The 12,725-nt window shown below is 72.4% G+C and carries 15 protein-coding genes; 6 read left to right on the top strand and 9 right to left on the bottom strand.

Features of this window, described 5'->3' with window-relative positions; genetic code table 11:
* The first annotated feature begins 236 nt into the window (after positions 1-236).
* The gene (locus ASG41_RS13370) at positions 237-503 is read left to right on the top strand and encodes a recombinase family protein (RefSeq protein ID WP_056295530.1); all 267 of its coding nucleotides are present in this window, start codon (positions 237-239) and stop codon (positions 501-503) included.
* Here ASG41_RS13370 and ASG41_RS13365 read toward each other — a convergent pair.
* Together ASG41_RS13365 and ASG41_RS13355 are read right to left on the bottom strand one after the other, a co-directional pair.
* Positions 491-1,707 (bottom strand): IS3 family transposase gene (locus ASG41_RS13365; protein WP_157519441.1). Its coding sequence is split into 2 segments (ribosomal slippage): positions 491-1,420 and positions 1,423-1,707, totalling 1,215 coding nucleotides; the frame shifts between segments, so codons are not numbered across the junction. The two genes, ASG41_RS13370 and ASG41_RS13365, sit on opposite strands and share 13 nt — an antisense overlap.
* A gap of 39 nt (positions 1,708-1,746) precedes the next feature.
* Positions 1,747-2,061, bottom strand: coding sequence for a hypothetical protein (locus tag ASG41_RS13355; RefSeq protein WP_056295523.1), 315 nt, complete (start codon positions 2,059-2,061; stop codon positions 1,747-1,749).
* Positions 2,062-2,755: 694 nt separating this feature from the next.
* Between ASG41_RS13355 and ASG41_RS24275 the strand changes: the two genes are divergently transcribed.
* A complete protein-coding gene (locus ASG41_RS24275; protein ID WP_200938867.1) occupies positions 2,756-3,082 on the top strand; it encodes a hypothetical protein in 327 nt (108 codons plus the stop codon).
* 118 nt (positions 3,083-3,200) lie between these two features.
* On the opposite strand, the gene ASG41_RS13345 is transcribed toward ASG41_RS24275, so the two are convergent.
* The 7 genes from ASG41_RS13345 to ASG41_RS13325 form a co-directional block, all read right to left on the bottom strand.
* Complete coding sequence (locus ASG41_RS13345; RefSeq protein ID WP_082556911.1) at positions 3,201-3,665, bottom strand: AAA family ATPase; 465 nt, start codon at positions 3,663-3,665, stop codon at positions 3,201-3,203.
* Positions 3,666-3,858: 193 nt separating this feature from the next.
* Positions 3,859-4,047, bottom strand: a complete 189-nt coding sequence (locus tag ASG41_RS23660; RefSeq protein ID WP_157519411.1) for a hypothetical protein — start codon at positions 4,045-4,047, stop codon at positions 3,859-3,861.
* Positions 4,048-4,122: 75 nt separating this feature from the next.
* Positions 4,123-4,230: a barstar family protein gene (locus ASG41_RS23145; protein WP_082556910.1), complete on the bottom strand. Its 108-nt coding sequence runs from the start codon at positions 4,228-4,230 to the stop codon at positions 4,123-4,125.
* 63 nt (positions 4,231-4,293) lie between these two features.
* On the bottom strand, positions 4,294-5,178 hold the full coding sequence (locus ASG41_RS13340; protein WP_056296551.1) for a LuxR C-terminal-related transcriptional regulator: 885 nt from the start codon (positions 5,176-5,178) through the stop codon (positions 4,294-4,296).
* A 168-nt stretch (positions 5,179-5,346) separates the two neighbouring features.
* A complete protein-coding gene (locus ASG41_RS13335; protein ID WP_162245564.1) occupies positions 5,347-5,997 on the bottom strand; it encodes a DUF4232 domain-containing protein in 651 nt (216 codons plus the stop codon).
* Positions 5,998-6,092: 95 nt separating this feature from the next.
* Complete coding sequence (locus ASG41_RS13330) at positions 6,093-6,626, bottom strand: hypothetical protein (protein WP_056295517.1); 534 nt, start codon at positions 6,624-6,626, stop codon at positions 6,093-6,095.
* A 145-nt stretch (positions 6,627-6,771) separates the two neighbouring features.
* Entirely contained in the window at positions 6,772-7,038 is a 267-nt protein-coding gene (locus tag ASG41_RS13325; RefSeq protein WP_200938865.1) for a GlsB/YeaQ/YmgE family stress response membrane protein, read from the bottom strand.
* A 166-nt stretch (positions 7,039-7,204) separates the two neighbouring features.
* Here ASG41_RS13325 and ASG41_RS13320 point away from each other — a divergent pair, with 166 nt between their 5' ends.
* The 4 genes from ASG41_RS13320 to ASG41_RS13305 all read left to right on the top strand — a co-directional run bounded on the left by ASG41_RS13320 (position 7,205) and on the right by ASG41_RS13305 (position 12,626).
* Positions 7,205-8,890: an AMP-binding protein gene (locus tag ASG41_RS13320; protein ID WP_056295516.1), complete on the top strand. Its 1,686-nt coding sequence runs from the start codon at positions 7,205-7,207 to the stop codon at positions 8,888-8,890.
* 176 nt (positions 8,891-9,066) lie between these two features.
* Positions 9,067-11,277 carry a bifunctional diguanylate cyclase/phosphodiesterase gene (locus ASG41_RS13315; protein ID WP_162245563.1) on the top strand — a complete coding sequence of 737 codons (2,211 nt, stop codon included), beginning with the start codon at positions 9,067-9,069 and terminating at the stop codon, positions 11,275-11,277.
* Between the two features lie 102 nt (positions 11,278-11,379).
* The gene (locus ASG41_RS13310) at positions 11,380-11,982 is read left to right on the top strand and encodes an RNA polymerase sigma factor (protein ID WP_056296545.1); all 603 of its coding nucleotides are present in this window, start codon (positions 11,380-11,382) and stop codon (positions 11,980-11,982) included.
* Positions 11,973-12,626, top strand: coding sequence for an Asp23/Gls24 family envelope stress response protein (locus ASG41_RS13305; protein WP_157519409.1), 654 nt, complete (start codon positions 11,973-11,975; stop codon positions 12,624-12,626). The genes ASG41_RS13310 and ASG41_RS13305 overlap by 10 nt, the downstream gene beginning before the upstream one ends.
* Positions 12,627-12,725: the final 99 nt, after the last annotated feature.

Below are 12,725 nucleotides of genomic sequence, written 5' to 3'. Positions count from 1 at the left end.
GAGGTCTGTTGACCTGCCGCCATGCTTCGCTGCTACTCACAGGGAGGACGTTGTTACACGCACTGACGTAGGACCAGAAACCCCCGTTTGTGAAACGACGTGTCGCACGCAGTCGAGGGTCCGAAGAACCCCAGGCCACCTGCCCGCGCCCTAGGCCCGAAACCCGTTCCGAAATCAACGGCCCAGAAACCCGTGCGCGACGTCTTGTGGATCGACGCATCCGCTAGCGTCGGAGCATGACGATCGTCGGGTACGCGCGGGTGTCCACTCTCGAGCAGGACCCTGCGCTCCAGCACGATGCCCTGGCCGCCGTCGGCGCCGAGAAGGTCTTCACGGATTTCGCGTCCGGTGCCACGGCGCGGCGGCCGCAACTCATCGCCTGCCTGGAGTATCTGCGTTCCGGCGACACCCTCGCGGTGTGGCGAATCGACCGACTCGGACGCTCGGTCGAAGACCTCGGGACTGCTGCACGGATAGGTGACAGGTTGGGTCAGGCGGCTTGAGCTGCCTGTGTGGGGTCGATCATCTCGTACTCGATGGGTGTCAGTCGGCCGAGGGCGGCTTGTCGTCGTCGGCGGTGGTAGGTCCGTTCGATCCAGGTGACGATCGCGATTCGCAGCTGCTGGCGGGTGGTCCAGGTTTGGCGGTCCAGGACGTTCTTCTGCAGCAGCGCGAAGAAGCTCTCCATGGCCGCGTTGTCCCCGCAGGCCCCGACTTGGCCCATCGAGCCGACCATCTGGTGAGCGCCGATGACCCGGACGAATTTTCGGGACCGGAATTGAGATCCGCGGTCGCTATGCACGATGCAGCCGGCCACGTCCGCACCGGCAGTGCGACGCATCGCGACCGCGTTCGCGAGGGCGGTGACCGCGAGTCGAGACTTCATCCGGGAGTCGATGGAGTACCCGACGATGCGGTTGGAGTGCAGGTCCTTGACCGCGCACAGGTAGAGCTTGCCCTCGCCGGTCTTGCGCTCGCTGATGTCGGTCAACCACACGGTGTTGGGTGCCTCGGCGGCGAACTGGTGCCGGGTCACCCCGTGGGAATCGACGGTGGCCAGCAGGTCGTCGTGGACCGGCGGGCCGGGCCTCTTCGACTTGCCGCGGCGGGGCTTGCCGAACGCTGACCACCAGCCATTGGCCGAGCAGATCGCCCATGCGGTCCGGGCTGCCATCGGCTGTCCGGCATCTGCTGCCTCATCGACCAGCAGCCGGTAGCCGAATTCCTGGTCATCGCGGTGGGCGTCGAACAGGGCGTTGGCCCGGTAGGCCTCGATGAGCTCGGCGTCGGTGACCGGGGCGGCCAGCCACCGGTAGTAGGGCTGGCGGGCCAGCTTGAGGACCCGGCACGTCACCGTGACCGGCACCCGCACAGGGGTGCCGACCGCGGCCAGTTCACGGACGAGCGGGTACATCATTTTCCCGGCAGGTTCGCCTGCGACAGGTAGGCAGCCGCCCGGCGCAGCACTTCGTTCTCCTGCTCCAGCAGCCGGATCCGCCGGCGGGCATCACGCAGCTCGGTGTTCTCCGCCGCGGTCGTCCCGGGCTTGATCCCGGCCTCGACATCGGCGGCCTTCATCCAGTTGGTCAGACACGACTCGCTGATCCCAAAGTCCGCGGCGACCTGCTTGAGATGGGTGCCGGGCTCACGGTTGCGGGCGACGTTGACCACGTCGTCGCGGAACTCCTGCGGGTAAGGCTTAGGCACGGTGAACATCCTTCCAGCGGCACCTCTCGGCACCACAGATCAGATGTCACCACCTTGTGCAGCAGTCCCTTCGCATCGCGCAGCCCCTTGAGGGTCGGCGAAGTCGTAGTAGAAGGTTAGGCGGTCACCCGCGGATTCGCGCTGGCTGATCTGTAGGCACACGTTCTCGTCGACGTGGTCATTGATACCTGGACCGCCGAAGAGAACGCCAATCCCATGGTGGGGCCCAAACCGCGCCTTCTCGTCGTAGACCTGGACCGGCAAGGTGGGACGCAGCGCCACCCACCGTCTCTTCCGTTGCACGAAACCCCGTTCAGACAGGGCCTCCGCCATGGCGGCAGTCATGACCTTCATGACCTCACTTCATCACGAGTGCGGAGGGGATCCGTACGGCCGGATGCCGCACCGAGGCGGCGGGGCGTGGCCGCCACTCGCGCGGTCGGCGAGTGTCGCCATCGCTGGCGGCAGCCTCGGTGCGGTCGAGAGCGGCGGTCAGCGTCCTGTCCGCCCACCCGACGGCGACGCTCCGTCCCCGGTAGACGGTCATCAGCGAACGGTGGACGCTGCTAGGGCAACGAATCCTTGCGCATGCGCCCTGTCGTGACGACCTGTCGAAACTCGTCCAAGGAGCACGTCAGCAGAATCCGTCCGTTTGTGGGTTCTAGACCTATCTCTTCGACGCCGGCCTCATGCCAACGGTCATATCGAGCCCAGATCTCCCCCAGGGTCTTAAAGATCGCGCTTTCGTCACGGGCCTGCCCATCCCAGGATTCTGCTCGGGCAGCTGAGGCGGTGGACCACAGGACAGCGATCATGTGCCCTTGCGAGTCTTCCCAAGGGATCAGGCCGCCTTCAGAGCCCCAAGCCCAGGCTCCCCCCGCGGAACGGATGGTCTCCAGGCATTGTGCGATCGCAGCCTGTTTCGCATTGGGCACACGTGGATCTTGTCATGCTCGCTGCCCAAGGCATTGCCTCGCCTCGAGTCGGTGGACGTGCAGTGTCCAGTGGACGGTGGCTTCCGGGACCCCCGCTGGGGCAGGCTCCATCTATGGACGCAGTGCTCGCCGTCGTGCAGACGTGGGATGACGTTGAGGGTTGGGGCGTGTGTTCGGCCGAGGAGTTCCCGGGCGGGTGCTGGGTGCACTACTCCGTCCTTGCTGTCCCCGGCTTCCGTCGCCTGACTGCGGGCGACACCGTCTGGCTGGTCGCGGAGGTGGGGGAGCAGGACGGGTACGACTTCCGCGCGACGCGGTGCTGCCCTGTCGGGGTCTCTTTCGACGCCGAGGGCGAGCAAGTCTCCCAGGCGAGTTCCGAGGCCTACATGAGTCGGCTGCACCTGTCATTCGACGAGGACGACCCGCCGGCGTCCCGGTAGACGGTCGGCTTTGGGTCAACGCAACTGGTCGCTAGCTGACTGGTGGCAGTGCGAGGCGGGTCAGGAGGCCGTCGGCCAACGCTGCTGCTGATTGATGCTCCGCGTCCAGGACGATCGTCTATGGGGGCAACTGGTTAGCCGCTGCGCTGCAGCGATCCACAGCGGCCAGTCGAAACTGCCTTGCCTCCTGGTCGGCGGCTGCGTCGTCTGTGATCAGGACCTGCTCCTCGATCCGCCGACGAAGCACGGAGGCGGAGACGTCCAGCCAGACATGCAAGAGGTCTTCTCCGCTGGCACGGATGCGATCGAAGATGTCGTCGCGGATCTCGCCGTTGACCAGGGTCATAGGCACGATAAGAGGTCGGCGGTACTCCTGGCACAGCCCGATGGCGAAGTCGCCGACCAGTCGGCGCCACACGGGTAGATCCCTGAAGTCGCCGCTGTCAGCCGCGGGCACCCATCGGGTGAGGATGAACCCCACGTACTCCGGGTCGAATGTCATCGCGTGCGGGATGGCCGACAGGAGTCGCTCGGTGAGGGTTGTCTTGCCGGCGCCGAAAGCCCCGTTGATCCAGATGATCATCCGAAAAAGATCTCAGAGTCTTCGGGGACTGCAGTAGACCCTGCCCCGACCGACTGTCCGGTAACCCACTCCCTCTGTCGCGCGGTGAGCCTCGAGCTCTGGGATCGGGCTCGACCCAGACGCGGCGGCCTGTGGCTGGGAAGCATCGGTGAGGTGGTGGCGGTCCGGGTGGGTGCCACCACCGCTCCGATGCTCACAGGTCGGCGGTGGGACCGGCACTCCTGCGATGCCGGCCGGCCAGCCACAGGGCCAGGCCGTAGGGGACGGCGACGATGAGGCCGAGGAGCCACCACGGGCCGTCGAACACGAAGCTCAGGGCGGCGATGATCAGCAGGCCCACGATGCCGACCACGTTCTGGGCAGTGCTCGGGTGCCTGGTCACGCTCGACAGTTTCCACCCGCGGCGACGGGGGTGAGCTCGTTCTCGGTGACCATGTCCCACACGACACCCAGCTGCCTACAGGGGCTCCACGAGGTCGTCGGTGCAGTCGTCGAAGGCGTCCCAGTTGGCCCCGTGGTGCCGAGGGAAGGTGAACGCCGGTGCCAGCTCCACGAGGGAGCTCATCGCGCGGCCGGCCAGGTCGACTCGCCTGAACGGGGGTCGGCTGCGCTGGCTTGCCGCCCGCCCTCAGGGCAGCAGCCCCGCCGCCCGCGCCCGGACGACGGCCTCGTGCCGGGTGTGCGCGTCCAGCTTCCCCATCGCCGAGCCGAGGTAGCTCTTCACGGTCTCGGGCCGGATGCTCAGCCGGCGGGCGGTCTCGGCGTTGGAGCAGCCCAGCGCGACCTGGGCCAGCACGTCGGTCTCGCGGGCGCTGAGCTGCACGGTGCTCCGCGGGGGCGAGCCGAGGGCGGCGAGCCGGGAGCAGGCGGCGTGGACGCGATCACGGAGGGCGTCGTCGGTGAGGTCCTGGGCGATCAGCCGCAGGTCCGAGTGCACGGCGCGCACCTCCTCCAGGCGGGCGGCGTCGGCACCGTCGGACCGCGCGGTCACGGCGACGGCCTGCAGCATCTCGACCCGGCGGTCCACCTCGTCGCGCACCGCGAGCTCGGCGGCCATCCGGCCGGCGGCGCGGGTGAGCGAGTCGCGCACCCGGTCCCCGACCGACCCGCGCTCCCGGCTGGCCGCGTAGACCACCGCCCGCGGCCGGCCCTGCACCAGCACCGGCGTGGCGACGACGGTGCACAACCCCTCGGCCAGCACCGGCACGTCGTAGTCGTGGGTGATGCCGCGCGCCACGCCGTAGTCCTCGACGCCCGCGGGCCGGCCCTCGGCCAGCACCCGGCCGCCGAGCCCGGCGCCGGCGTGCACCGCCAGCCCGCGCAGCGACGCCGTCCGGGTGCCCAGCAGCTCGCTGATCACCACCGCGTCCCGCACCCCGGACGCCGCGACCTGACCGCGGGAGGTCGCGACCTGCCCGCCGAAGGCGATGGCCATCCCCGAGCTGCCCACCACGTCGCGCAGCACGGCGCGCAGCGCGTCCCGGTCGTGCGGCCGCGTGCTGTCGGGGTGCACCCCGGCGTCCGTCCCGTGTGTGGCGCTGGACCGCACCGGCACCCCTCTCCACCCGCCGACGTCGTCGTCGGCACCAGCAGTGACCACGGTCACTGGACCACGCGTGGTCCCGGCGGGTCAACGCCGGGCGGCACCGGGTGCCACGTCGGTGCAACCCCGCCCGCCCGTTCAGGCCGCGACGTAGGCGGTCTGCTGGATCTCCCCGCCCCCGCACACCGGGCCGCCGGGCCAGGTCACCGACAGCGCGTCGGTCTCGTCCGGCGGGATGACGGTGAGCTGGCCCGGCTGCGGCTCGCAGTCGCCGGTGGTCGGCTCGGAGCCCGAGGCGACGTCGCTCCAGTACAGGGTCGAGGACACCGCGTCCCCGGGCTGCAGGGTCACCGTCCGCGGTGCGGGGCTCGCCACCCGGTCCTGCACCGTCGGGGCGGCGGCCCCGTCCTGGGCGATGAGCCCCAGGCCGCCGTAGCCGTAGACCGTGCAGACCTCGCCGCCGGTGTCGGTCAGCGTCAGCGTCGCGCCGGTGTGGCCGGCGCCCGAGTCGCCCGGGGTCAGGCGGCCGGTGAGCTCGCTGGTGTGACAGCGGTCCGGACCGCCGGCGGCCGTCGGGTCCGCGCCACTGGGCTCGGGGGCGGCGGTGGGAGCGGGTGCCGTGGCCGGGCCGGTCGTGCCCGTCGCCGCGTGGGTGGCCACCGACGAGCTGGTGGGACTCGCCGCGGGTCCCGTCCCGTCACCCCCGGAGGAGCAGGCGCTGAGGAGCAGACCACCGGTCACCAGCAGGGGCAGGGCCAGGGCCAGGCGGGTCGGGATCGTCGTCGACACGACCCACATGTTGCACCGCGCAACTGTGTGGTCGCCCGGTCCGGTTCCAGGCCCGGCGGACGGGGCAGGTGGGCCCCGTCCGCCGGCTGCGGGTCTCAGGCGCGGGTGCCGCTCAACACCTCGGAGGGCCGCTGCTGCTCCCCGGCGTAGCTGCTGACCACGACCAGGGCGCCGGTCAGGGCGGGCACCACCCACTGCAGCCGGTCCAGCTGCAGCTGGGCCGCGGCCGCGTCGGACCGGGTCTTCTTGCTGGGCTTGGTGCCCGCGCGGCCGGGGGCGCCGGCGGCCGACACCTTCTGGCCCAGCAGCCGGCTGTAGCCGGTGACGCCCAGCGCGGCGGCGGTGAGCAGCGTCTTGGCGGTGGACATGCCGGCCACGCCCTGCTGGTTCGCCACCCGCCCCTTGTTCCCGGCCAGCTGGCCGATGCTGCCGACCAGGTGGGCACCGATGGCGAGTGCGTTGACCGGGGTCCAGCGGTCCCAGCCGGCGTTGGCGACGTCGCCGGTGGCCTGGTCACCCCCGGCCTCGGAGGCGGCGGCGTTGAGGGCGACCGCGTTGGCGAGGGTGCCGCCGAACCAGGCGGCGAGGCCGACGTCGTGCAGGGAGCGGGAGAGGGTGTTGCGGGCCACGGGGACCTCCGGGGGTGTCGCGGACGGGGTGAGACCGCCGCCTACCCGCCGTCCCCGAGGCGTAACGAGACCATCCCGGCCGGACCCGGGCAGACGACGGGCCCGGACACCAGCACGTGTCCGGGCCCGTCGGGCTGGGGGTGGGTCAGTGACGCACGGAGCGCTTGCCGGTGACGCTCTCGGCGACGCCGATCAGCAGCACGGCGGCCACGATGGCGACGATCGCGCCCAGGATGTTCAGCTCGGTGAACCGGCCGGTGCCCAGCAGGGTGGCGACGACGCCGCCGATCAGCGAACCGACGACGCCCAGGCCCAGGGTGGCCAGGATCGAGAGGTTCTGCTTGCCGGGCTTGATGAGGCGGGCCACGGCGCCGACGACGAGTCCGAAGACGAGGAATCCGATGATCCCCATGGGGTGGTGCTCCTGTCGTGAGGCGGCGGCCGGGAGTGCGGCCGCGCGGGTGGACCCTCTCTACCCGGGCCAGGGCGCAGGCAACCGTCCGGCACGTCCGGGGGTGGTGGCGCTCCCCACGACGGGTGACGATCGCGTCCCGACCGCCCCCAGGAGGACACCGCCGATGAGCGTCACCGACGTCTACCGCGCCGCCCGCGACCAGCTGCTGGGCCTGCGGGGCGAGCACGAGCGGGCGGTCGCGGAGTTCTCCTGGCCGGACCTGGGTGACCGCTTCAACTGGGCGCACGACTGGTTCGACACCTACGCCCGGGGCAACGAGCGGGTCGCACTGTGGATCGTGGAGGAGGACGGCAGCGAGGCCCGGTTCTCCTTCGCCGAGGTGGTCCGCCGCTCGGACCAGGTGGCCCGCTGGTTCTCCTCGGTCGGCATCGGCCGGGGCGACCGGGTGGTGCTGATGATGGGCAACCAGGTCGAGCTGTGGGAGTCGATGCTGGCGGTGATGAAGATCGGCGCGGTCATCATGCCGACGACCACCGCGCTGGGCCCGGCGGACCTGGCGGACCGGATCGAGCGGGGCGGGGCCGCACACGTGGTGGCCAACGCCGCCGACGTGGCGAAGTTCGAGCGCGTCGACGGCGACTACACCCGCATCGCGGTCGGAGGGGGCGCCGCGGGCTGGCTGTCCTACGCCGACGCGGCCGACGCCGACGACGCCCCGGTCGAGCACCCGGGCACCGCGCCGGGGGACCCGCTGCTCCTGTACTTCACCTCCGGGACGACGTCGCGGCCCAAGCTGGTCGAGCACACCCAGGTCTCCTACCCGGTCGGGCACCTGTCCACGGTGTACTGGCTGGGCCTGCAGCCCGGCGACGTGCACCTCAACATCTCCTCGCCCGGCTGGGCCAAGCACGCCTGGTCCTGCTTCTTCGCCCCCTGGATCGCCGAGTCCACGGTGTTCCTCTACAACTACGCCCGCTTCGACGCGGCGGCACTGCTGGACCGCATCCGGTCGGCCGGCATCACCACGTTCTGCGCCCCGCCCACGGTGTGGCGGATGCTCATCCAGGCCGACCTGTCCGGCGGGCCGGGCTCGCTGCGCGAGGTCATCGCAGCCGGGGAGCCGCTGAACCCCGAGGTGATCTCCCAGGTGCAGCAGGCGTGGGGGCTGACCCTGCGCGACGGGTTCGGGCAGACCGAGATGACCGCCGTCGTCGGCAACACGCCGGGCTCCGACGTCACCCCGGGGTCGATGGGCCGGCCGCTGCCGGGTTGCCCGGTCGTGCTGGTCGACCCGGTCACCGGCGAGGTCGGCGACGACGGCGAGATCTGCCTGGACCTCTCGGCGCACCCGCTCCCGCTGATGACCGGGTACGCCGGGGACCCGGTGCGCAACGCCGAGGCGATGGCCGGCGGCTGGTACCACACCGGGGACGTCGCGACCCGGGACGCCCGCGGCTACATCACCTACGTCGGGCGCACGGACGACGTCTTCAAGGCCAGCGACTACAAGATCAGCCCGTTCGAGCTGGAGAGCGTGCTGATCGAGCACCCGGCCGTCGCCGAGGCCGCGGTGGTCCCGGCTCCGGACGCGGTGCGGGCCGCCGTCCCCAAGGCGTACGTGGCGCTGGCGGCGGGGCACGAGCCGACGGCGGAGACCGCGAGGTCGATCCTGGCCCACGCCCGGGCGAACCTGGCCCCCTACCTCCGGGTCCGCAAGATCGAGTTCGCCGAGCTGCCCAAGACCGTGTCGGGCAAGATCCGCCGGGTCGAGCTGCGGCAACGCGAGGAGGCCGGCGCCGGCGGGAGCCGGGAGTTCAGCGACACCGACTTCCCGGACCTGCGCGGCTGAGACCGTTCCACGTGGAACCGGCGGGAGCGTTCCGGCACCGGACCTGATCCGGAACACACCGGAACGCATCCGTCTCACCCGGCCGGGGCATCCCGTCCGCGCCGGGGTGCAGTCCGCCGGCCGACCGCCCGATGTCCTCCGCGACGGCGCCACCGGTGCGCCCAGCGGAGGGCAGCATGAGCAGGTCGGTCGACGAGAGCGCACCCCGCGCCTCCAGGGTGCGCGTCGTGCTCACCCTGCTGGGCACCCTGACGGTGATCGGCGTGGAGTTCCTGCTCCTCTTCGGCGTCTACGTCCGGTCCAGCCCGGTCGCCGACCAGCGCGAGGTCGTCTCCCGGGTCGCCGGGGAGCTGTCGATGGCCACCCCCACGGACACCGCCGCGCTGTCCCGCTCGCTGCAGGACGCCGCCGCGCAGCTGCGCGACCTCGGTGCGTCCCCGGAGCAGGCGGCGAGCCTCACCTCCGCCGCCACCTCCCTGGCGCTCGGCGTGGACTCCCCCGTCGCCGCGCGGGATGCCGTCGCCGAGCTGTCCACCGAGCTGGCGGACCGGGCCGCGGTCCTCGACGTCCAGGCCGGGCTGATCTACGCCGGCATGCTCGTGGTCGCCTCCGTGGGCTGGATGGCCTGGTTCCGCCGGCTGGTCTCCCGGCACCGCCGGCTGCAGGCCGAGGTCACCGAGCAGCAGGCCCTCGCCGTCAGCGAGAGCCGGCTCGCCAGCCTGGTCCGCCGCAGCTCCGACGTCATCGTGGTGCTCGGCACCGACGCGCGGGTCACCTACGCCAGCGGCTCCGCCGTCCGGCTCTTCGACGCCGAGGTCGAGTCCCTGGTCGGCTCCACCGTGCACGGCCGGGTGCACCCGGCCGACGTCGAACCACTCGTCGCGCTGCTGGACGCCCGCCCCGAGGGCGACTCCGACGTGGGCTTCCGCCTGCAGCGCCCCGACGGGCGGGTCGTGCACGTCGAGGGCGTGTTCAGCAACCTGCTCGACGACCCCGCCGTCGCCGGGCTGGTGCTCACCGTCCGCGACGTCACCACCCGCGTCGAGCTGGAGACCCAGCTGACCCACCAGGCCCTGCACGACCCGCTCACCGGGCTGTCCAACCGCCGGCTGTTCGGCGACCGGCTCGAGCACGCGCTGCGCCGCCGCGGACAGCAGGCCGCCGGGCTGTCCCTGGTGTTCATCGACCTGGACGACTTCAAGGACGTCAACGACCGGCTCGGCCACGACGTCGGGGACCAGCTGCTCACCGAGGTGGGCACCCGGCTGCGCACCGTGGCCCGCGAGGGCGACACCGTGGCCCGGCTGGGGGGCGACGAGTTCGCCCTGCTGCTGGAGGGCTCCGACGTCGAGGAGGCCCGCGCCGTGGCGGCCCGGGTGCACGAGTGGCTGTCCCGGCCGGTGCTGGTGGAGGGTCACTCGCTCACCGTCAGCGCCAGCATCGGGCTGGCCGAGGTGCCCGCCGAGGGGATCACCGGTGCGGACCTGCTGCGCAACGCCGACGTCGCCATGTACATGGCCAAGGACGGCGGCAAGCACGGCACCGCCGTCTACGAGCCCTCCCTGCACTCGGCCGCCCTGGACCGGCTGCAGCTGCGCGCGGACCTCGAGCGGGCCCTGGAGGCCGGCGAGCTGGTGCTGCACTACCAGCCGACCATGGACCTGCACGTGCCCGACCACGGCCGGCCCACCGTGCACGGCTTCGAGGCGCTGGTCCGCTGGCAGCACCCGGTCCGCGGGCTCCTCGCCCCGTACCACTTCGTGCCGCTGGCCGAGGAGTCCGGCCTGATCGTCCCGCTGGGCACCTGGGTCCTGCAGGAGGCCTGCCGCGCCGCGGTGTCCCTCCAGCAGCCCGGTCGGCCGCACGTGGCCATGTCGGTCAACGTCGCCGTCGCGCAGCTCACCGCGCCCGGCTTCGTCGACCTGGTCCGCGCCGCCCTGGCCGAGAGCGGTCTGTCACCGCGGCTGCTGGTCCTGGAGATCACCGAGACCGCCGTCCTGGCCGGGATGGACGTCGTCGCCCCGCAGCTGTCCCGGCTGCGCGAGCTCGGCATCCGGATCGCCATCGACGACTTCGGCACCGGCTACAGCTCGCTGTCCTACCTGCGGGACCTGCCGGTCGACGTCCTCAAGGTGGACAAGTCCTTCGTGGACCACGTCGTCTCCTCCGAGCAGGGTGCCTCGCTCGCCGAGGCGATCATCTCGATGGGCCGTTCGCTGCGGCTGACCACCGTCGCCGAGGGCGTCGAGGACGAGGGGCAGGCGGCCTGGCTGACCTCGGCGGGTGCGACCTTCGGGCAGGGCTACCTGTGGTCCCGTCCCGTGCCGCTGGTCCAGGCGGCCGCGCTGCTGCAGTCCGGCGCGAAGGTCGCCGTCCCCAGCTCCTGACCGACGCCCCCGGCCGCGGGGGTTGGCAGGGGCCGCATCGGGGCAGGTGCAGGGCGTGTCGGGCGTCCGGGCGGGTGTGCTCGAGCGGACCGGTCCGTGCTGATGACGGCACCGCCCCCCGACACCGGCCCCGCCGTCCCGGCGGACCTGGACGCGGTCTTCACCGACGGCCGGCACCTGGACGACGAGTACCTGGTGCGGCGCGCGCAGCAGGGGTCCACGGCGGCTTTCGAGGTGCTGGTGTCCCGGCACCAGGAGCAGGTGTTCCGGGTCGCGCACCGGCTGATCGGCGAGCGCGCCGCCGCCGAGGACGTCGCCCAGGACGCGCTCGTGTCGGCCTGGCGGGCGCTGCCCGGCTTCCGTGGCGATTCCGCGTTCGGCACCTGGCTGCACCGGATCACCACCAACGCCGCCCGCCAGCTGCTCACCCGCCGACGCCCCACCGCGCCCCTGGACGGCGACGAGCCGGTCCCCGAGCGGGATCTCCCGGAGGAGCGGGTGGTGGCCGCGGCGCGCACGGAGGCGCTGCGTGCCGCGGTGCGGGCACTGCCGTTCGACCAGCGGGCCGCGCTGGTGCTCGTCCAGTTCGAGGGGTTGTCCTACGAGGAGGCGGCCCGCACCCTGGAGGTGCCCGAGCCGACGCTGCGCGGCCGGGTCGCGCGGGCCCGCCGGGCCCTGTTGCAGAGCATGCGGGGGTGGCAGTGACGACCCCGGGGAGCAGTGCGCGCCCGTCCGAGGGCGTGCTGCCGTGCGGCGTGGAGCTCGACGCGCTGGTGGCCCAGGTCGCCGACGGGCGGCGGCCTGAGGACCCCGCGCACCAGCGGGTCTGCCCGCACTGCCGGGCGGCCCTGGCCGACCTGCGCGAGCTGGACGACGAGCTGCGCGGGCTGGCCGCCGAGCCGGCGCCGCCCCCCACGGGGCTGGGCGACCGGGTGATGGAGCGCGTCGGGGTGATGGCCACCCACGGCTGGCACGCCGTCGTGCCCGAGCGGGACGGCACCACCCGGATCGCCGCCTGGGTCGTCGCCCTGGTCGCCCGCCGCGCCGCGCTGACCGTGGACGGCGTCGGGGACGTCCGCGGGCAGGCCACCCCGCCCCCGGCGGCGGTCGCCGCGGTCCGGGCCGAGTACGCCGACGCGGGCCCCACCCCGGCGCAGCGGGCCGGCGCGATGGGCATCGGCGTCGCCGGCCGGAAGGTCGTCGTCACCGTGCAGCTCACCGCCCGGCCCGGGGTGCCGCTGCCCGGGCTGGCCGGGGCGGTCCGGCGCGCGGTGGTCACCGGGGTGCGCGAGCTGACCGCGCTGGACGTGGTCGAGGTCGACGTGCACGTCACCGACCTGGCTGAGTGACGCAGGTCACCTGAACGGGCCGTGAGGATCCGGCGCAGGCCGACTCCAACCCCCTGAGCAGCACAGAACGGCCTGAGCTCGGGCCGGCAACCGAGAGGA

The organism is Modestobacter sp. Leaf380 (genome assembly GCF_001424485.1).
Classification (GTDB): domain Bacteria; phylum Actinomycetota; class Actinomycetes; order Mycobacteriales; family Geodermatophilaceae; genus Klenkia.
Note: the sequence above shows the minus strand (reverse complement) of the source record. Positions and strands in the feature narration are given on the sequence as shown.